The sequence below is a fragment of the Streptomyces sp. NPDC002742 genome, from assembly GCF_042888885.1.
GTDB lineage: Bacteria > Actinomycetota > Actinomycetes > Streptomycetales > Streptomycetaceae > Streptomyces.
Genome location: NZ_JBIAQF010000010.1, coordinates 330,035 through 349,638 on the forward strand (window position 1 = coordinate 330,035; position 19,604 = coordinate 349,638).

18 protein-coding genes are annotated in these 19,604 nt (G+C 71.8%); 5 read left to right on the forward strand and 13 right to left on the reverse strand.

All coding sequences use genetic code 11. The features are described 5' to 3' along the window. Positions 1-59: 59 nt before the first annotated feature. Both ACFYW8_RS20525 and afsQ1 read right to left on the reverse strand, forming a co-directional pair. Entirely contained in the window at positions 60-1,643 is a 1,584-nt protein-coding gene (locus ACFYW8_RS20525) for a HAMP domain-containing sensor histidine kinase (RefSeq protein ID WP_365870689.1), read from the reverse strand. Then, on the reverse strand, positions 1,640-2,317 hold the full coding sequence (afsQ1, locus tag ACFYW8_RS20530; protein WP_037625670.1) for a two-component system response regulator AfsQ1: 678 nt from the start codon (positions 2,315-2,317) through the stop codon (positions 1,640-1,642). Before afsQ1 ends, ACFYW8_RS20525 begins: the two co-directional genes overlap by 4 nt. Before the next feature lie 296 nt (positions 2,318-2,613). On the opposite strand from afsQ1, the gene ACFYW8_RS20535 reads away from it, so the two are divergent. Then, complete coding sequence (locus ACFYW8_RS20535; RefSeq protein WP_365870688.1) at positions 2,614-3,408, forward strand: SigE family RNA polymerase sigma factor; 795 nt, start codon at positions 2,614-2,616, stop codon at positions 3,406-3,408. A 373-nt stretch (positions 3,409-3,781) separates the two neighbouring features. On the opposite strand, the gene ACFYW8_RS20540 is transcribed toward ACFYW8_RS20535, so the two are convergent. Continuing rightward, the gene (locus ACFYW8_RS20540) at positions 3,782-4,420 is read right to left on the reverse strand and encodes a uridine kinase (protein WP_389077181.1); all 639 of its coding nucleotides are present in this window, start codon (positions 4,418-4,420) and stop codon (positions 3,782-3,784) included. 227 nt (positions 4,421-4,647) lie between these two features. Here ACFYW8_RS20540 and ACFYW8_RS20545 point away from each other — a divergent pair, with 227 nt between their 5' ends. Continuing rightward, positions 4,648-5,055, forward strand: a complete 408-nt coding sequence (locus ACFYW8_RS20545) for a hypothetical protein (RefSeq protein WP_365870686.1) — start codon at positions 4,648-4,650, stop codon at positions 5,053-5,055. A 174-nt stretch (positions 5,056-5,229) separates the two neighbouring features. Here ACFYW8_RS20545 and ACFYW8_RS20550 read toward each other — a convergent pair whose 3' ends face one another. The 4 genes from ACFYW8_RS20550 to ACFYW8_RS20565 all read right to left on the reverse strand — a co-directional run bounded on the left by ACFYW8_RS20550 (position 5,230) and on the right by ACFYW8_RS20565 (position 9,571). Beyond that, positions 5,230-6,135: an aldehyde dehydrogenase family protein gene (locus ACFYW8_RS20550; RefSeq protein WP_389077189.1), complete on the reverse strand. Its 906-nt coding sequence runs from the start codon at positions 6,133-6,135 to the stop codon at positions 5,230-5,232. Further along, positions 6,136-7,593: an aldehyde dehydrogenase family protein gene (locus tag ACFYW8_RS20555; RefSeq protein WP_389077193.1), complete on the reverse strand. Its 1,458-nt coding sequence runs from the start codon at positions 7,591-7,593 to the stop codon at positions 6,136-6,138. A gap of 6 nt (positions 7,594-7,599) precedes the next feature. After that, positions 7,600-8,556 (reverse strand): deoxyribose-phosphate aldolase, encoded by a 957-nt coding sequence (gene deoC, locus ACFYW8_RS20560; RefSeq protein WP_365870923.1) that lies wholly within the window; start codon positions 8,554-8,556, stop codon positions 7,600-7,602. Between the two features lie 115 nt (positions 8,557-8,671). Beyond that, positions 8,672-9,571: a class I SAM-dependent methyltransferase gene (locus tag ACFYW8_RS20565; protein WP_389077196.1), complete on the reverse strand. Its 900-nt coding sequence runs from the start codon at positions 9,569-9,571 to the stop codon at positions 8,672-8,674. 344 nt (positions 9,572-9,915) lie between these two features. Here ACFYW8_RS20565 and ACFYW8_RS20570 point away from each other — a divergent pair, with 344 nt between their 5' ends. Beyond that, entirely contained in the window at positions 9,916-10,593 is a 678-nt protein-coding gene (locus ACFYW8_RS20570; protein ID WP_365870682.1) for a PH domain-containing protein, read from the forward strand. Between the two features lie 203 nt (positions 10,594-10,796). Here the strand turns inward: ACFYW8_RS20570 and ACFYW8_RS20575 are convergent, their stop codons facing one another. The 4 genes from ACFYW8_RS20575 to ACFYW8_RS20590 all read right to left on the reverse strand — a co-directional run bounded on the left by ACFYW8_RS20575 (position 10,797) and on the right by ACFYW8_RS20590 (position 15,461). Continuing rightward, entirely contained in the window at positions 10,797-12,017 is a 1,221-nt protein-coding gene (locus tag ACFYW8_RS20575; RefSeq protein WP_389077199.1) for a hypothetical protein, read from the reverse strand. Between the two features lie 170 nt (positions 12,018-12,187). Continuing rightward, a complete protein-coding gene (locus ACFYW8_RS20580) occupies positions 12,188-13,819 on the reverse strand; it encodes a phospho-sugar mutase (protein WP_389077204.1) in 1,632 nt (543 codons plus the stop codon). Between the two features lie 83 nt (positions 13,820-13,902). After that, positions 13,903-14,727, reverse strand: coding sequence for a purine-nucleoside phosphorylase (locus tag ACFYW8_RS20585; protein WP_365870680.1), 825 nt, complete (start codon positions 14,725-14,727; stop codon positions 13,903-13,905). Between the two features lie 296 nt (positions 14,728-15,023). Next, complete coding sequence (locus tag ACFYW8_RS20590; RefSeq protein WP_328553784.1) at positions 15,024-15,461, reverse strand: gamma-glutamylcyclotransferase; 438 nt, start codon at positions 15,459-15,461, stop codon at positions 15,024-15,026. Positions 15,462-15,568: 107 nt separating this feature from the next. Here ACFYW8_RS20590 and ACFYW8_RS20595 point away from each other — a divergent pair, with 107 nt between their 5' ends. After that, positions 15,569-17,017, forward strand: a complete 1,449-nt coding sequence (locus tag ACFYW8_RS20595; RefSeq protein ID WP_389077212.1) for an NAD(P)H-quinone dehydrogenase — start codon at positions 15,569-15,571, stop codon at positions 17,015-17,017. Positions 17,018-17,220: 203 nt separating this feature from the next. Then, positions 17,221-18,153 carry a DeoR/GlpR family DNA-binding transcription regulator gene (locus tag ACFYW8_RS20600; RefSeq protein WP_389077304.1) on the forward strand — a complete coding sequence of 311 codons (933 nt, stop codon included), beginning with the start codon at positions 17,221-17,223 and terminating at the stop codon, positions 18,151-18,153. A gap of 55 nt (positions 18,154-18,208) precedes the next feature. On the opposite strand, the gene ACFYW8_RS20605 is transcribed toward ACFYW8_RS20600, so the two are convergent. Both ACFYW8_RS20605 and ACFYW8_RS20610 read right to left on the reverse strand, forming a co-directional pair. Next, positions 18,209-18,754 (reverse strand): helix-turn-helix domain-containing protein, encoded by a 546-nt coding sequence (locus tag ACFYW8_RS20605; RefSeq protein ID WP_365870677.1) that lies wholly within the window; start codon positions 18,752-18,754, stop codon positions 18,209-18,211. Between the two features lie 550 nt (positions 18,755-19,304). Beyond that, the coding region (locus ACFYW8_RS20610; protein ID WP_389077220.1) for an acetyl-CoA carboxylase biotin carboxyl carrier protein subunit at positions 19,305-19,604 on the reverse strand (300 nt) is incomplete at its 5' end.

The following is a 19,604-nucleotide window of genomic DNA, read 5'->3' on the forward strand; positions in this document are numbered from 1 at the left end:
CCCTGCGCCGGAGGGTTCCGGGGAGGGGGTGGCGCGTGCGCCGGTGGGGTGTGCGGTGGTCATCCGGCGGTGCCTTCCGTGCCGTTCCCGTGTGCGGAGCCGTTACGGCCCCGCGGGTCGTCGGCGAGCAGTTCCGAGGCGTCCTGGGGCAGGCGCAGCGTGAACACCGCCCCGCCCTCGGGCGCGTTCGCCGCGATGATCTCGCCACCGTGGATGTGCGCGTTCTCCAGGGCGATGGAGAGGCCGAGCCCGCTGCCCTCGGAACGCGGGCGGGACGCGCTGGCCTTGTAGAAACGGTCGAAGACGTGCGGCAGGACGTCCTCGGGGATACCGGGGCCGTGGTCCTGCACCTCGATGACCAGTTCCTCGCCCTCCAGGCGCACCGACACCCGGACCGGCGAACCGCCGTGCTTGAGCGCGTTGCCGATCAGGTTCGCGAGGATCACGTCGAGACGGCGCGGGTCGAGCCGGGCCGTCCTGCCGCGCTCGGCGTCCAGGTCGACCGCGTCCAGCCAGGCGCGCGCGTCGATGCACGCGGTGATCTGGTCGGCGATGTCCACGTCGTCGAGGATGAGCCGGGCGGTGCCCGCGTCGAAGCGGGTCACCTCCATGAGGTTCTCGACGAGGTCGCCCAGGCGCCGGGTCTCGCTGACGACCAGCCGTACGGCCGGCTCGATCATCGGGTCGACGCTGCCGGTCTCCGCGTCCAGCTCCTCTTCGAGGATCTCGGTGACGGCGGTGATCGCGGTGAGCGGTGTACGGAGTTCGTGGGACATGTCGGCGACGAATCGGCGGGACGCCTCGTCCCGCGCGCTCATGTCCGCGACCCGCTTCTCCAGGGCTTCCGCCGTCCGGTTGAACGTCCGTGACAGATCGGCGAGTTCGTCCGTGCCCGAGACCCGCAGCCGGGTGTCCAGCTTGCCCTCGCCGAGCCGGCGGGCCGCGATGCCCAGCCGGTGGACCGGCTTGAGGACCGTGGTCGCGGCGGCCTGCGCGAGCAGCGCCGAACCGATCAGCGCCAGCCCCGTCGCGATCCCCAGTGACCAGGCCAGGGAGTTGAGGTCCTTGGCCTCCGGCTCCAGGGACTTGAGCATGTAACCGGTCGTGCTGCCGTCGATCACCCGCGCGCCGCCCACGAGATAGGGCTTGTCGTGCTCGGTGATCCGCTGCCAGTACAGGTGGTACGCGGACGTGTTGCTCGAGGACAGCGGCTGCTGCTTGTTCACCGCCTTCTGGAGGGACTTGGGCACGTCCTCCAGCGTGAAGGTGTCCAGCTCGGAGTTGCCCGTGATCGTCCTGCCGCTCGCGTCCTCCGCGGTCAGCAGCACACTGAAACGCTGGCTGCTGTTCGCCATCTGCCCCGCGGTGCGCTGGAGTTCGTCCTGCGCGGGGTGCACCGGCAGCATGCTCGCGTGGTTGCGCATCTCCTGCTGGAAGTCGCGCAGCACCGCGTCCTGGGTGCGCGTCAGCACGGCCTCGCGGTTGAGCCAGTACGCGATGCCCGACGCGGACACGGCGGCGGTGAGCGCGACGAGCCCGAACACCACGACCAGGCGCAGCCGCAGGCTGGTGAAGCGCAGACCGGACAGCAACGCCTTGCGCGCCGCGGCCCAGCCGCGGAGCTTGTCCTGCGGTTTGGTCACTGAGGGTTGTCCAGCCGATAGCCGACGCCGCGCACGGTACGGATCAGGGTGGGCGAGGACGGCACGTCCTCCACCTTGGCGCGCAGTCGCTGCACACAGGCGTCGACCAAGCGCGAGTCGCCCAGGTAGTCGTGCTCCCACACCAGACGCAGCAACTGCTGGCGGGACAGGGCCTGTCCGGGCCGGCGGCTCAGCTCCAGGAGCAACCGCAGCTCGGTGGGTGTCAGTTGCAGATCCTCGCCGTTCTTCGTGACCGTCATCGCGGCACGGTCGATGACCAGCGAGCCGAACGACGCCGAGTCGTTCGCCTCCCGCTCGCCGCGGCGCAGCACGGCACGGATCCGGGCGTCGAGCACCCGGCCCTGCACCGGCTTGACGACATAGTCGTCGGCGCCGGACTCCAGCCCGACCACGACGTCGATGTCGTCACTGCGCGCGGTCAGCAGAATGATCGGCAGCTGGTCCGTGCGCCGGATGCGCCGGCACACCTCGAATCCGTCGATGCCGGGCAGCATCACATCCAGCACGATCAGGTCCGGCCGCTGCTCGCGCAGAAGCTTCAGACCGTCCTCGCCGGTGGCAGCGGTGGCCACGCGGTGTCCCTGGCGCGTCAAAGAGAGCTCCAGGGCCGTACGGATGGCGTCGTCGTCCTCGATCAGCAACAGGGAAGGCACGGACGTCATTCTGGCCCATGTCATGCTCGGGTATCGACCGTTGGAGCGCTCCCACTCGTCTCCCGCGTGCAACGAAGGGCCCCGTGGACGGTGATGGCGGCCCAACTGGTCATCTGCGTAGTCGTGCCGCTCTTCTCTGTGATCGCGCTGTGGCGCGCCCGGGAACGGCCCCTGTGACAGGTCTGTGACAGTCGACGGACACGGCCATGAAGTGGGCCCGGCAAGCTTTTCGACACAAGGCAGGACGCACGACGGAACGAACCGAAGAACCGGGACTCCACGACGGGGGGCGCGAGATGAACACGCTGCACAGCACCAGCACTGGCGCAGTTGTCACGCGGCTCCATGACGTCAACCGGGCCACGGAGAAGTCCGGCGCCGTGATCGGGCGGGGGTGCGATCGCGGCGCCGGGCGTCAGCACACCGCGTACATGACGGTGGTTGACGCCTGCACGGGGGAGAGCACGGCGGCGACAGCCGCTGTGGGTACGGCCGGGGGGAAGGCTCACGGGGGAGCCGCGTACGGGGAGGTCACGGGGGAGCGTCACTCCGAGGCGGGGACGGTGGACGCGGAAGCGGCGTTCACCGCCTACGTCCAGGAGCGTCGCGCCTCCCTGTACGCAACCGCCTACCACCTGACCGGTGACCGGTTCGAGGCCGAGGACCTGCTGCAGAGCGCGCTGTTCTCGACGTACCGGGCCTGGGACCGGATCAGCGACAAGGCCGCGGTCGGGGGCTACCTCCGCCGCACCATGACCAATCTGCACATCAGCGCGTGGCGCCGCCGCAAGCTGAACGAGTACCCGACCGAGGAACTGCCGGAGACGGCCGGTGGCACGGACGCGATGCGCGGCACCGAACTGCGCGCGGTCCTGTGGCAGGCGCTGGCCCGGCTGCCCGAACTCCAGCGCACGATGCTGGTCCTTCGTTACTACGAGGGCCGCACCGACCCGGAGATCGCGGAGATCCTCGACATCAGTGTCGGCACGGTGAAGTCCAGCATCTGGCGGTCGCTCCGCCGGATGCGCGAGGACGAGGTCCTCAGCTTCGGCCGTGACGAGGAGGAGTCCTTCGGGGAGCTTGTCGCCTGAAGGTCTGGGGCCGGTTCCGGGGGGAGCCGGTGACGGGGGAAATCGGTTCCGGGGGGAGCCGACGCACGACGGGGTCACGGGGAAACGGGTCACGGGGAGCCAACCGTGTCACGGGGGACCACGGGGGAAAGCACGGGGGAAACGGAAGAAGGTCCAGGCGGACGGGGGTTTCGCCTGGACCTCTTTTCGTTGCCCGGGAGCCGGCGGGCGCGGTCCCGAAGGGAGTCGGGCCCCTGTGTTCGGGTCCCGGGCGGTGTCCGCCGGGAGCCGGGAGCCGGGACCGCGGGTTCCCGCCGGAGCGGTGTTCGCCGGGAGCCGGGAGCCGGGACCGCGGGTTCCCGCCGGAGCGGTGTTCGCCGGGTGGGGGCCCGCGCTACGCGACTGTCGCGCGGGTGGACGCCTGTCGTCCGGCCGCGGCGGCCGTCAGCCGGCCGAGTGCCTCGTCCCTGTCGCAGGGGTGGGCGCCCAGGGCCGCCTGGCGGGCCACGATGGAGCGCTCGGCACGCATCAGCCGCCAGCCCCGCCGCAGCAGGAAGGGCACCGACTTGCGGCCCTCCCTCAGATCCCGCACGAAGCGCCGCCGGAACGTGGTGACAGCGCCCCGGGAAAGGCACAGCGCGTCGGCGAGCACGCCGAGTTCACGGCAGCGCTCGACGATCTCGGCCGCGAAGATCCCCTCCGCGATGAACAGCGGTGTCCGCTCGATGCTGAGGGCCTCGGCCCCGGTGCGGGCGCTGAGCGAGATGTCGTAGACGGGGATGGTCGTGCGTCCCGTACGGCACAGCTCCTCGATCGCGGCGACGGCGGTGTCCGCGTCCCAGGACAACGGGTGGTCCCAGTCGATGTCCTCGCTGCCCTCGACCTGGGGCAGTGTCGGATCCGTGCCCTCCTTGTAGAAGTCGTCGAGGCGGAGCACGGGGAGCCTGGAGTCGGCGGCGAGAAGGGACTTCCCGGAGCCGGAGGGGCCGCAGAGCAGCACCACGCGGGCGGGTATCGGGGGAGGGGAACCCAATGGTCTGTACCTTCTGTGACGGGTTCGGCGGCGCCGCGCGTCGGCGCGGCTCCCGGCCATTATCCCCGGCTCCGGCGCTCGGACCGACTGGCGCTGATATGCCTGTTGACCCGCAGGGGCGAATCCGTCGCCAGTACCGCCCCGGACGCGATCCCCGTCAACTACTCTGCGTGTCGCTTCACTTGCACTCCGCTTTCCGCTCTCCGCTAGTCAAAGAGGAAAACCTGATGGCGCGACACGCAGCCCAGCAGAACACCCTGGCCCGCACGACCGCGCGGATCGCCGTGGCGGCCGGTGTGGTCGCTGCCGGTGCGGCCGTGGCCTCTCCGGCCTTCGCGGCCACGGCCCCCGTGGTGGACGCTCTGCGCACCCGGCCCGCCTCGCTCGGCGACGTCGACCCGCAAGCGGGCCTCCAGGCCCTGACCGGCACCGTGGGGTATGTCACGGGCCCCGTCACGGCGCTCAAGCCCAACCCGCTGGCCGGCACCGGCGTGGACCCGCTCGACAACGGCGTGGGCACCCAGGTCGCCGACTTCAAGCCGATGTCCTCGCAGGCCCTGACGGGGCCGGTGGCGGAGGCGGAGTCGATCGGTGACATGCCGGTGCTGGGGCAGGTGACAGGGTTCCTGCACTGACTCCCGCGCGGGCCGTCGACGGCCCCCGGACATGAGAGAGCCGCGCTTCCCCTGGACGGAGGGGAAGCGCGGCTCTCTCATGTCCGGGGCCCCGGGGACACGGATCGGGGCCCCGGCGTCTCAGCGCGTCGGCGTGTCAGCGCGTCAGCACGCCGAGAGGCGGGTGGGCGCGGCTCAGTAGGACGAGCCCGAGGCTCCCAGGGAGCCCGTCGGGTGCCAGACCGTCTTCGTCTCCAGGAAGGCCGTGAGGCGCTCGGTCCCGGGAGTCCGCGCGTAATCCACAGGCTGTGGACGAAGAACGCGCTTGAGGTTGTCCGCGGCCGCGATCTCCAGCTCCTTGGCCAGCACCTCGTCCGCGCCGGCCAGGTCGATCGCGTTGACGTCCTGGTGCGCGGCCAGCGGCGCCGCGATCTCCGCGGTCCGGCCGGACAGGATGTTCACGACACCGCCGGGCACGTCGGAGGTGGCCAGCACCTCGCCCAGCGACAGCGCCGGGAGCGGGGACTTCTCGCTGGCGATCACGATCACCGTGTTGCCGGTGGCGATCACCGGGGCGATCACCGAGACCAGGCCCAGGAACGACGACTCCTGCGGGGCGAGCACGGTGACGACACCGGTCGGCTCCGGGGAGGACAGGTTGAAGAACGGGCCCGCGACCGGGTTCCCGCCGCCCACGACCTGGGCGATCTTGTCGGTCCAGCCCGCGTACCAGACCCAGCGGTCGATCGCCGCGTCGACGACGGCCGCCGCCTTGGCCTTCGACAGGCCCTCCGCGTCGGCCACTTCGCGGACGAACTGCTCCTTGCGGCCCTCCAGCATCTCGGCGACGCGGTACAGGACCTGCCCGCGGTTGTACGCCGTGGCGCCGGACCAGCCGCCGAACGCCTTGCGCGCGGCGACGACCGCGTCACGGGCGTCCTTGCGGCTCGACTGCGGGGCGTTCGCCAGCCACTTGCCCTTGGAGTCGCTCACCTCGTACACCCGGCCGCTCTCGGAACGCGGGAACTTGCCGCCCACGTACAGCTTGTAGGTCTTGAAGACACTCAGACGCTGCTGCTCGGACTTCTCGGCTGCACTCATTTATCGCTCGCCCTCCGGGCTCGACGGGGCGAGGTACGCCTCCAGGCCGTGACGACCGCCCTCGCGGCCGAAGCCCGACTCCTTGTACCCGCCGAACGGCGAGGTCGGGTCGAACTTGTTGAACGTGTTGGACCAGACGACACCCGCGCGGAGCTTGCTCGCGACGGCGAGGATGCGGGAGCCCTTCTCGGTCCAGATGCCCGCCGAGAGGCCGTACGGGGAGTTGTTGGCCTTGGCGACCGCCTCGTCCGGGGTGCGGAACGTGAGGACGGACAGCACGGGTCCGAAGATCTCGTCGCGGGCGATGGTGTGCGCCTGGGTGACGTTCGTGAAGAGCGTCGGGGCGAACCAGTAACCGGAGGACGGGAGTTCACAGGCCGGGGACCAGCGCTCGGCACCCTCGGCCTCGCCCTGCTCGACGAGCGTGGTGATGCGCGAGAGCTGCTCGGCGGAGTTGATCGCGCCGATGTCCGTGTTCTTGTCGAGCGGGTCGCCGAGGCGCAGCGTCGACAGGCGGCGCTTGAGCGAGTCGAGCAGCTCGTCGTGGATCGACTCCTGGACCAGCAGGCGCGAACCCGCGCAGCAGACCTGGCCCTGGTTGAAGAAGATGCCGCTGACGATGCCCTCGACGGCCTGGTCGATCGGGGCGTCGTCGAAGACGATGTTCGCGCCCTTGCCGCCCAGTTCGAGCGTGACCTTCTTGTGCGAGCCCGCGATCTGGCGGGCGATGGCCTTGCCGACGGAGGTGGAGCCGGTGAAGGCCACCTTGTCCACGTCCGGGTGCGCGACGAGGGCCGCGCCCGCGTCGCCGTACCCGGGAAGGATGTTGACGACACCCCTGGGCAGGCCCGCCTGGCGGCAGATGTCCGCGAAGAACAGCGCCGTCAGGGGCGTGGTCTCGGCGGGCTTCAGGACGACCGTGTTGCCGGTCGCGAGGGCCGGCGCGATCTTCCACGCCAGCATCAGAAGCGGGAAGTTCCACGGGATGACCTGGCCCGCGACACCCAGCGGGCGCGGGTTCGCGCCGAAGCCCGCGTGGTCGAGCTTGTCGGCCCAGCCCGCGTAGTAGAAGAAGTGCGCGGCGACCAGGGGGAGGTCCGCGTCGCGGGTCTCCTTGATCGGCTTGCCGTTGTCCAGCGTCTCCAGGACGGCCAGCTCGCGGCTGCGCTCCTGGATGATCCGCGCGATGCGGAACAGGTACTTGGCACGCTCGGAGCCCGGCAGCGCGGACCACTTCGCGAAGGCCTTGCGGGCGGCCTTCACCGCGCGGTCGACGTCCGCCTCGCCCGCCTGGGCGATCTCGGAGAGGACCTCTTCGGTGGAGGGGGAGACGGTCTTGAAGACCTTGCCCTCGGCGGCCTCGGTGAACTCACCGTCGATGAACAGGCCGTAGGAGGGCGCGATGTCGACGACGGAGCGGGACTCGGGCGCCGGTGCGTATTCGAATGCGGAAGCCATGATGGATCAGTCCACCGTCACGTAGTCGGGGCCGGAGTAGCGGCCGGTGGCCAGCTTCTGACGCTGCATCAGCAGGTCGTTCAGGAGCGAGGACGCGCCGAAGCGGAACCAGTGGTTGTCCAGCCAGTCCTCGCCCGCCGTCTCGTTCACCACGACCAGGAACTTGATGGCGTCCTTGGTGGTGCGGATGCCGCCGGCCGGCTTCACGCCGACCTGCACGCCGGTCTGGGCGCGGAAGTCGCGGACGGCCTCCAGCATCAGCAGCGTGTTCGCGGGCGTCGCGTTCACGGCCACCTTGCCGGTGGAGGTCTTGATGAAGTCGGCCCCGGCCAGCATGCCGAGCCAGCTCGCCCGCCGGATGTTGTCGTACGTCGACAGCTCGCCGGTCTCGAAGATGACCTTCAGGCGGGCGGCGCCCGAGGCCTCCTTCACGGCGACGATCTCGTCGTACACCTTCAAGTATCTGCCCGAGAGGAACGCCCCGCGGTCGATGACCATGTCGATCTCGTCGGCGCCCGCGGCGACCGCGTCGCGCACGTCGGCCAGCTTCACGGGGAGCGCGGCGCGGCCCGCCGGGAAGGCGGTCGCGACCGAGGCGACCTTCACCCCGGAACCGGCGACGGCCTCCTTCGCGACGGCCACCATGTCGGGATAGACGCAGACCGCCGCCGTGGTGGGCGCCGTGCGGTCGGTCGGGTCCGGGAGCACCGCCTTGGCGCCGAGTGCCCGGACCTTGCCCGGGGTGTCCGCGCCTTCCAGGGTCGTCAGGTCGACCATCGAGATGGCGAGGTCGATGGCGTAGGCCTTCGCGGTGGTCTTGATGGAACGGGTGCCGAGCGAGGCGGCGCGCGCCTCCAGGCCGACCGCGTCGACGCCGGGCAGCCCGTGGAGGAAGCGGCGCAGCGTGCTGTCGGACGCGGTTACGTCGCCGAGTGCGTTTGCAGCAGATGCAGAGGTGGGCATGGTCACCAGACGAGCATATCTACGCGCGTAGCGGCTGTACAGCCCCGGGGGCGGCCGAGGGTTTTTCCCGCCGGGGGCGGGCCGTCTGCCCCACCGGACCCCACCCGAACCCCGCTCACCCGCCGGAGGCGCTCGCGTCGATCTGCCAGCAGGCCGCTGTGAAGCGGACCTCCGCGCCGTGTACGAACGGGTCGAACGCGGCGCGGACCGTTTCGACGACCCGGCGCAGCGTCCGTTCGTCCGTCTCGCGCAGGGCGATGCCGACCGGGCCGAACCGGCTGAAGTACGGGATCAGCTCCGTCTCGGGCAGGACGCAGGCCGCGTCCACCGGCCGGAGCTCGATCCCGGCCCAGCCGCTCTCCTCCAGCAGCCGGCGCACCCTGTCCGCGTCCGCCAGGGCGAACTGACCCGGTGCGTCCGGCCGGCGCTCCGGGAGGTCCGGCAGGAGCGGTGCCGCGGCGCGTTCGGCCGTCGTCATGAACGTGTTCTCCGCGATGTCGCGCCAGACGATGAAGCGCAGTCCGGCGTTCTCCTTCGCGGCCCGCCGCAGGTTGGTGAAGGCCCGTACCGGATCCTCGAAGAACATGACGCCGAAGCGTGAGACGACCGCGTCGAAGACCGCGGGTTCGAAGACGTGGTCCTGCGCGTCGGCCCGGACGAAGGAGGCCCGCGCGTCCTCCCGCGCCGCACGGGCTCGGGCGGCCTCCACCATCGGCCCGGAGACGTCGACGCCGACACACTCGCCCTCGGCGCCGAGCCGCCGCGCGAGGGCCACCGTGGTGCCGCCCGTGCCGCAGCCGACGTCCAGCACTCGGCCCCCCTGCCCGGCCGGAACCGCTTCGACGAGCAGTTCCTCCAGTGGTGCGAACAACGCGTCCACCATGTCCTGGGCCTCGACCCAGGCGTTCCCGGCCGGGCCGTTCCAGCGCGCGGCCTGCTCGTCGCCCGCCTTGCCGATCGTCTTGCCGGCCGCCTCGCGGTCCGTCCTGTCGGCCGCCCTGCCGGTGGGTTCCATGCCGCCTCCTGTGCTTGCCTGCCGTTGCCGAGACTGTAGTGAGGCCTCGGCGATCCGGGCGTTTCGGACCGAAAGGTCCGTCTCGTCACCAGAGTGCGAGTGCTTCGGCTTGAGTCGGCTTGAGTACGGCTTCCTGTTTCTGCCTGCCGTGGGCGCGGCAGGGTCGCGTCATCTGCCCGCCCCGTCCCCGTCCCCGTCATGTGGCGGGGCGGGTGGCGCGGGTCCTGCGGTCGCGTCCGGCGTGGTGGCGGTGCCGGGGAAGAGGGTGTCGCGAGGGTCTTCGCGACCGTAGTGAGACCCCGCCGAGCTCAAGTCCGTCGCGCGCGTCGTGCACAATCGGAACCATGACCACCCCCGACCACCAGTCACCCCTTCCGGACGCCTCGCGACCCGAGGCCCGGGACCGGATCTACCGGTCGCCCGCCGGTATCGCGGGCGGCGTCCTGCTGCTGCTCATCGTGGGCTGGCTCGGCATCGACGCGCTGATCTCCGGACACGGCCGCACCCCCTGGCTGGCGCTCGCCGGGCTGATCCTCGTCGTCCCCGTGGTGGCCGCCTTCACGCTGCGCCCCGCGGTCTACGCGAACGAGGACCGGCTGCGCATCCGTAACCCGTTCCGCGTGATCGTGCTCCCCTGGGGCAAGGTCGCCTCGCTGCGCTCGCACTACTCGAACGAGGTGGTCGACACCTCCGGCACGAAGTACCAGCTGTGGGCGGTGCCCGTGTCGCTGCGCGCGCGCAAGAAGGCGGCCAGGCCGTCGGCGCAGGGTGGGGCCGGGCGTGGAGGCGAGGGCCGTCCGTCGTCGCTGGGTCGTCCGTCCGTCCTCGGCCGGGGTGCCGTCACGGACGCGCCGACCCGCCCCGAGGCCGACCAGATCATGAACGAGCTGCGCGAGCTGGCCGAGTCCAGGGCCGCCGCGAGCGGTGCCCAGGGCGAGGTCACGGTGCGCTGGGCGTACGAGGTGATGGGTCCCGCGCTCGCCGGTGCCGTCGTGCTCGCGATCCTGCTGGTCACGGGCTGACCTGCCGGCTCCCCCATGGCTGCGGGGAGCCGACTGTCCTTCACCGGCCGACAGCGGGGCGCAGGGTCGGCCCCGCTGTCGGGTGCCGGAGCCGGCATTCCTTCACCCCGCCGGCACCTGAACGTCGAGGCCGCCCCGTCCGCCGGCGGCCGGCTGCCCTCCTGTCTTCACCCCGGCGACAGCGAGCCGCCGGCCGAGGGCCTCTAGGGCGCGCTCGGCCACACCAGGACCATGTACGCGCCGCAGTACGCCGAACCGAGCACCGCGGCCGTGAGGAACAGGGTCCGGAAGCGGCGGGAGGCGCGGGCCAGGTGCAGGGCGAGGGGGAGCAGCAGCGGGAAGCCGGGAAGCAGGAAGCGGGCGCGCGGGAAGTAGACGCCGCCGCTGCCGAGGACGATCAGCAGCAGGATCCCGGTGAAGACCAGGAGGGGGAGCGGCTGGCGGTCCCCCGCACAGAGCCCGTACAGCACCGCCGCCGCAAGCAGGGTCACCGTCACCATGATCAGGAACAGCTCGGGCGACGAGTTCTGTGCCAGGACCTCCCGCAGCCGGCGTACGGTCTCCGCGCCGCCGTCCCACTCGTTGTGCCACAGACGCTGCACGGCGAAGTAGCCGTCCCAGCGGCCCACCCGCAGGCCCACCCAGCCGACGTACGCGAGCCAGCCGGCCGGGGCCAGGGCGGCGGCCGCGAGCGCCCGGACCGAGAAGCCCCGGCGCAGCGACAGCAGCGCGGTCAGCGCGACGGCGCCGGCCACCGCGATCCCCGTGGGCCGGGTCAGCCCGGCCGGCGCCGCCAGCGAGGCCGCCCACACCGGGCGGCCGGTCAGTACCGCGTACAGCGCCCACGCGGCGAACGCCGTGAACAGCGACTCCGTGTAGCCCATCCACTCGACCAGACCCACCGGCAGGGCCGCCCACAGCACGGTCAGCAGCACGCCCACCCGGCGGCCGTGCAGGTGACTGCCCACCGCGTGGACGCCCCACGCGGCGAGGAACGAGCAGCCGACCGCGATCGCCAGCCCGGTCGTAGCGCGCGAGCCGGGTGTCAGGACCGCGACCGCCTTGACCAGGACCGGGTAGAGCGGGAAGAAGGCCAGGTTGTTCGCGTCGTACGCGTGGCCGAGGTGGTGCGCGTAGCCGTGGTCGGCGATGCCGAGGTACCAGTGCGCGTCCCACTGCGCCGCGAGGATCGGCCAGACGCCGTGGTGCCTGCGGTGCGCCCAGAGCGCGAGCGCGATCAGGCCGGTGAGGCGGACGGCCGCGTAGGCGAGGAGGGCGGGGGCCGCGTGCCGCAGGGAGGCGCCGACCGCGGCGAGGAGACCTGAGGCGCCCGGCGCACGCCGGGCGGCCGGAACGCCGGGGGTGCTCCCGCCCGGGGCGCCGTAGGGCGGGGCGGACGTCGGCCGGGAATCGGTCGAGGGCACGCGGCAGCTCCTGGGACTCGACGGTGCGCTACGGGTACCGTTCCTCGGTCGTCCGATGGCGCACGGGAGCGCTGCGTCAACTGCCACGCGGAAATCACCCGTAAGAGGGTGGGTGTGCGTGCAGGACCCGGCGGAGGCGGCGGGAGGGCCGCCTTCCGCCGGGCGGGGGCTCAGATGCCGGCCGCGGCCGACAGGTCGCGCTTGATCGCCGTCAGCAGCTCGGCGGCCTTCGCGTGGGCCGCCGGGAGATCGGCGTGGCCGCCGACGGGCACCACGACCTCCAGGTAGCACTTCAGCTTGGGCTCGGTGCCGCTCGGCCGGACGATGACCCGGGCGCCGTCCAGCGTGTAGCGCAGGCCGTCCGTGGGCGGGAGCTTGTCCGTTCCCCGGTTCAGGTCCTCGGCCTTCGTGATGGCCAGGCCCGCGAGCTCCGTGGGCGGCTGCTCGCGCAGCCGGCGCATGGCGTTCGCGATGACCGAGAGGTCCTCCACCCGTACCGAGAGCTGGTCGGTGGCGTGCAGCCCGTACGCGACCGCGATGTCGTCGAGGAGATCGAGCAGGGTCCGGCCCCGCTCCTTGAGCCCGGAGGCCAGTTCGGTGATGAGGAGGGCGGCGGTGATTCCGTCCTTGTCGCGTACGCCGTCGGGGTCGACGCAGTAGCCGAGCGCCTCCTCGTACCCGTACCGCAGACCCTCCACGCGGGCGATCCACTTGAAGCCGGTGAGCGTCTCCTCGTACGGCAGGCCCGCGCCCTCGGCGATCCGGCCGAGCAGCGAGGAGGAGACGATCGACTCGGCGAAGACGCCGCGCGCGCCCCGGCGCACCAGGTGCTCGGCGAGCAGCGCGCCGACCTCGTCGCCGCGCAGCATCCGCCAGTCGGCGCCGGACCTCACGGCCACGGCGCACCGGTCGGCGTCCGGGTCGTTGGCGATGATCAGGTCGGGTTCCGCCACGCGGGCCGCCGCGAAGGCGAGGTCCATCGCGCCGGGCTCCTCCGGGTTGGGGAAGGCCACGGTCGGGAAGTCCGGGTCGGGCTCGGCCTGTTCGGCGACGAGCACCGGCTCGGGGAACCCGGCCCGCGCGAAGGCGGCGAGCAGCACGTCCTTGCCGACGCCGTGCATGGCCGTGTAGACGGTGCGGGCGCCGCGCGGCGAGCCCTCGGCCAGTACGGCGTCCGTACGGGCCAGATAGGCGTCCAGGACGCCCTCGTCGAGGGTCTCCCAGCCGGAGTCGGGGCGGGGCACGTCGGCGAGCGCGCGGACCGCGTCGATCTCGGCGGCGATCTCCGCGTCCGCCGGCGGGACGATCTGCGAACCGTCGCCGAGGTAGACCTTGTAGCCGTTGTCGCGGGGCGGGTTGTGGCTGGCGGTGACCTCCACGCCCGCGACCGCGCCGAGGTGCCGTATGGCGTAGGCGAGGACGGGAGTGGGCAGCGGCCGGGGCAGGACGGCGGCGCGCAGACCCGCGCCCGTCATCACGGCCGCGGTGTCCCGGGCGAAGTCCGCGGACTTGTGGCGGGCGTCGTAGCCGATCACGACGAGTCCGCCGCTCTCGCCCTTGGCGTTCAGGTACGCGGCGAGTCCGGCCGCGGCCCGGATGACCACCGAGCGGTTCATCCGCATGGGTCCCGCACCGAGTTCACCGCGCAGGCCCGCGGTGCCGAACTGGAGCGTGCCGGCGAAACGGTCGGCCAGCTCGGTGACGTCCTCCGCTTCGACGAGCTTGGCGAGTTCGTCACGGGTCTCCGCGTCGGGGTCCTCGGCCAGCCACGCCTTGGCCCGCGCGATGAGTTCGTCCTGCACCTCGGGTGCACCTCTCTTCGGTCGTACGGTTCCGTGTACCCCGGGTCGTTCCGCCCCGGCACCGGGGGTGAACACCCTGTCGCCTACAGACGATCCAGTACCCGGGTCAGAAGTTCGCCCATGCGCGCGGCCGAGTCGCGGCCCGCCTGGAGGACTTCCTCGTGGTTGAGGGGCTCGCCCGTCATACCGGCGGCGAGGTTGGTGACGAGGGAGATGCCGAGCACCTCGGCGCCCGCCTCGCGCGCGGCGATGGCTTCGAGCGTCGTCGACATGCCCACCAGGTCGGCCCCGATGACCCGGGCCATGCGGATCTCGGCGGGCGTCTCGTAGTGCGGGCCGGGGAACTGCGCGTAGACGCCCTCCTCCAGGGAGGGGTCGACCTCCTTGCAGAGCGCGCGCAGCCGCGGCGAATACAGGTCGGTGAGGTCGACGAAGTTCGCGCCGATGATCGGCGAGGTGGCCGTCAGGTTGATGTGGTCGCTGATCAGCACGGGCTGGCCGGGGCGCATGCCCTCGCGCAGACCGCCGCAGCCGTTGGTGAGGACGATGGTCTTGCAGCCGGCGGCGACGGCGGTGCGTACGCCGTGCGCGACGGCGGCGACACCGCGGCCCTCGTAGTAGTGGGTGCGGCCGAGGAAGACCAGGGCGCGCTTGTCACCGATCCGGTACGAGCGGATCTGGCCGCCGTGTCCCTCGACCGCCGGCGCCGGGAAGCCCGGCAGCTCGGTGACCGGGAACTCGGCCTCGGGGGTGCCGAGGGCGTCCACGGCGGGAGCCCAGCCGGAGCCCATCACGAGGGCGACGTCATGGGTCTCGGCGCCCGTGAGCTCGCGCAGGCGCGCGGCGGCGGCGTCAGCGGCGGCGTGGGGGTCGCCCTGGATGTCGTCCGGAAGAAGAGATGCGTTCACGCGCAAGAGGGTAGCCGGTCTGGGCCTACGCGCGTAGATGACGGAGCTCACGGTCTTGCGATCGTTGTCTTGTCGTTTCCGACAAAGGGGAGGGCGCGGGGGAGGGGAGGAGGTGTCGCCAGGGGTGTCCCGTGGACGGGGCGGGACCGGCGCACGGCCGGGAAGGACGCCGCGGAGCGGCGGGCGCGCGCGGGCGTCCGGTCGGCGGGGCGATCCGGGCGGAGGGTGGGCGGAACCGTCGCGGAGCGGCGCGGATACCGTCGGGGCACGGCGGAGCGGGTTCCCCGCGCAAGACCTCAGCAGGGTCGTTTGCGGAGCTCCATGACGTAGTCGTGCGGGGCTCCCGCCGACTCGGCGGCGTCCGCGAGCTCGCCCAGATAACGCGCCGAGGGCAGTCCCCCCTCGTACCCGTTCAGTACGTAAAGCCATGCGGCTTCCTCACCCTCCAGCGTGTGCACTCGTACGCGCATCCGGCGGTAGACGTCGAGGCCGACGCCCTCCCAGCGGTCCATGGAGTCCTCGTCCAGTGGCGCGATGTCGTACAGCGCCACGAAGACCTGGGACCGCGGCGCCTCGACGATCGTCGCGAGCGCGCCCTCCCAGCCCATGTGCTCGCCACCGAAGGTCAGCCGCCAGCCGTTCAGCCAGCCCGTGGCGCGCAGCGGCGAATGCGGGGCGCGGCGCGTCATGAGCCGCGGGTCGAGATTGCCGGCGTACGCGGCGTAGAGCGACATGGGACCGAGGGTACGGCAGCGACACGTACGCCTCTCGCGTAACAAAGTGGCGCGGATGCAGCGGACTCGGCCCCCCTGGGCGGAAGCACCTTGAAGCGTGCGGGACAATGGAGTACGTGACTCGGATCGTGATCATCGGTGGCGGACCCGGCGGATATGAAGCGGCGCTGGTAGCCGCGCAGCTCGGCGCGGAGGTGACCGTCGTCGACTGCGACGGTCTGGGCGGGGCGTCGGTGCTCACCGACTGCGTGCCGTCGAAGACTCTCATCGCCACGGCCGAGGTGATGACGACCTTCGATTCCTCCTACGAGGAGCTGGGGATCATCGTCGCCGACGACACCCCTCCCCTGGAGCAGGCCGCCCGTGTGGTCGGGGTCGACCTCGGCAAGGTCAACCGCCGGGTGAAGCGCCTCGCGCTCGCCCAGTCGCACGACATCACGGCCTCGGTGACCCGGGCCGGTGCGCGCGTCCTGCGCGGCCGCGGGCGGCTGGAGGGCATGCAGGCCCTGGACGGCTCCCGCAAGGTCGTCGTGAGTGCCGCGGACGGCACCGAGGAGACCCTCACCGCCGACGCCGTGCTCCTCGCCACCGGCGGGCACCCGCGCGAGCTGCCCGACGCGCAGCCCGACGGCGAGCGCATCCTGAACTGGACCCAGGTCTACGACCTCGACGAGCTGCCCGAGGAGCTCATCGTGGTCGGCTCCGGTGTCACCGGTGCCGAGTTCGCCGGCGCGTACCAGGCGCTCGGCTCCCGCGTGACGCTCGTCTCCAGCCGCGACCGCGTGCTGCCGGGCGAGGACCCGGACGCCGCCGCCGTCCTGGAGGACGTCTTCCGCCGCCGCGGCATGAACGTCATGGCCCGCTCCCGGGCCGAGTCCGCCAAGCGGGTCGGCGACCGTGTCGAGGTCACGCTCTCCGACGGCCGGGTCATCAGCGGCACGCACTGCCTGATGGCCGTCGGCGCCATCCCGAACAGCAGCGGGATGGGCCTGGAGGAGGCCGGCGTCAGGGTCCGCGACTCCGGGCACATCTGGACGGACAGGGTCTCCCGCACGACCGCTCCGGGCGTGTACGCGGCCGGAGACGTGACCGGCGTCTTCGCCCTCGCGTCCGTAGCCGCCATGCAGGGCCGGATCGCCATGTACCACTTCCTCGGCGACGCGGTGGCCCCGCTGAACCTGAAGACGGTCTCCTCGAACGTCTTCACCGACCCCGAGATCGCCACCGTCGGCTACTCCCAGGCGGACGTCGACGCCGGCAAGATCGACGCCCGGGTCGTGAAGCTGCCGCTGCTGCGCAACCCGCGTGCCAAGATGCAGGGCATCCGCGACGGCTTCGTCAAGATCTTCTGCCGCCCCGGCACCGGCATCGTGGTCGGCGGTGTGGTCGTCTCCCCGCACGCCTCGGAGCTGATCCACCCCATCTCGATCGCGGTCGACAACAATCTGACGGTCGAACAGATCGCGAACGCGTTCACCGTGTATCCGTCCCTGTCCGGCTCGATCGCCGAGGTGGCACGGCAGTTGCACACCCGGAAGACCACGAACGAGGGCTGACGGCTCCGGGCGACTCCGCGCTGGTCACGGGGAGTTGGCGACCGTGCGCGCGGCATAGGCGGCACGAGTAGGCACGTATACCACTCGGTGTCCTGTCATGCGAACAACTTCTGTTATTCGGCGCAAACTGCTGAAAGCAGACGGTCGTTGGGGTTACTGTCAGTTTCGTGTTCGCTGCAGAACGTCGCCAATTGATCCTCGAAATGGTGCGAGCGAATGGGGCCGTGTCGCTCCGTGAGCTCGCCCGCGTCGTCCAGACCTCCGAAGTGACCGTACGGCGGGACGTGCGCGCACTGGAGGCAGAAGGACTCCTCGACCGCCGGCACGGCGGTGCGGTATTGCCGGGCGGGTTCACGCGGGAGTCCGGCTTTCCGCAGAAATCGCATCTCGCGACCGCCGAGAAGACGGCCATCGCCGATCTCGCCGCGGGTCTCGTCGAAGAAGGCGAGGCCATCGTGGTGGGGGCGGGTACCACCACGCAGGAGCTGGCCCGCCGGCTCGCTCGGGTGCCCGGCCTGACCGTCGTCACCAACTCCCTGCTGGTGGCCCAGGCGTTGGCCCACGCCAACCGTGTGGAGGTCGTGATGACCGGCGGCACCCTGCGCGGTTCCAACTATGCCCTGGTCGGCTCGGGTGCGGAGCAGTCCCTCCAGGGGCTGCGCGTCTCCCGGGCGTTCCTCTCCGGGAGCGGTCTGACCGCCGAGCGCGGACTGTCCACGTCCAACATGCTCTCGGCGTCGGTGGACCGCGCTCTCGTCCATGCGGCCGCCGAGGTCGTGGTCCTCGCCGACCACACCAAGCTCGGGACGGACACCATGTTCCAGACCGTGCCGACCGACCTCATCACACGCCTGGTCACGGACGAGCCGCCCGCCCACGACGATCGCGCGGCCACCGAACTGCAGGCCCTGGCCGATCAGGGCGTACAGATCGCGGTGGCCGGGTCATCGGCGTCGGGTGGCGCGGGAGGGGATCCCGTCCCGACGGGGCGCCAGTCGCGTCGGGACGTACCGCTCCCGGGCCCGCGCCGAGGCCAGGTGGTCCCGGGCTCGGGGCCGCAACTACGGAGCGCGACGGTGATGGGGGACCAGCCCCCGGCCGAAAGGGCCCGCGTGGCCGATCTCCGACGCCGCTGAGCGGCGTCGGAGGGCCGTGCGGCCGACGGCCGGGTTCCTGTCCGGCCCGGCCGGCTCATGGCTTCAGGCCGCGCAGCGTCAGGTTCAGCAGACGGTCGGCCAGCGCGGGGTCGTCCACGGGTTCCTCCGCAGCCAGCGCGATCGCGTTGGTCAGCTGGAGGAGATCACCGATCGAGACGTCGGGGCGTACGGCCCCCGACTCCTGGGCGCGGAGCAGCAGGGCGCTGCCCGCCTCACGCATCGGGCCGCTGCACCGGGCGAGGTGTGAACCGTCGTCCTCCGAGACCGACATGAGGGCGCGTGCGAGCCCTCGGTACTCACCCGCGTGAGTGATGATCTCGCGCAGCCACTCCACCAGAGCGGTGCAGGGCTGCGGGGAGTCGAGCAGCTCACGCGAGCGGGCCAGCAGATCGCTCACGGCCTCCTCGAAGACCGCGCTCATCAGGGCGTGCCGATTCGGGAAGTGCCGGTACAGCGTGCCGATTCCGACACCCGCGCGCCGGGCCACGTCCTCCAGGGACGCGTCCGTGCCGTGCTCGGCGAACGCGGACCGCGCCTCGGTGAGCAGCCGCCCGTAGTTCCGCCGGGCGTCCGCGCGCATGACACGCGGCGCTCCTGGACCAAGAGCGGGCCCGGACCTCCCGGCCCGCTCCCCCGCGGTCGCGCCCACCATCGCCTCCACCTGCCCTCCACCCGCCCTATCCCACCGCCCGGCTGCGCTCCAGGATGCCACCGGCAGCTCCCGGACGGACGCCCACGGGTTGCGCGGCAGGCGGCTCGAAGCATCATTCCCGGTCGCGCGGACGGGGGATCGAGCGCCACCAGTCCCGGCGAGGACCGACTCGCACGTCGTCGGCTTCCCGTGGGTCGTCTCGTGAGGCTCGTCGGCCGTCGTCGGCCGTCGTAGGCCCTCTTTGGCTTCGTAGGCCGTTTTTTGGGCTCGTGCACCGGCGTCGGACACCGCGTGCCTCCGACACCGCGTGCGTCGGCGCCCGCACAGCCAAGTGCCCGCACGGCGAAGTGCCCGCACGGCGAAGTGCCCGCACGGCGAAGCGCCCGGCTGGCCGCAGATGCGGTTCGCCGGGCGCTTCGGTCGCGATGAGACGGGTGAGTCACCCGTCCGTGTCGCTCAGCCCGTGTCGCTCAGTCCTTCAGTCCTTGATTTCGCAGATGGGGGCGCCGGAGGTGATGGAGGCGCCGACCTCGGCGCTCAGGCCCTTGATGGTGCCGGAGCGGTGTGCGTTGAGGGGCTGTTCCATCTTCATGGCTTCCAGGACGACGATGAGGTCGCCCTCCTTGACCTCCTGGCCCTCCTCGACGGCGACCTTGACGATGGTGCCCTGCATCGGGGAGGCCAGGGTGTCGCCGGAGGCGGCGGGGCCGGACTTCTTGGCGGCGCGGCGTTTGGGCTTGGCGCCGGCGGCCAGGCCGGTGCGGGCCAGCGACATGCC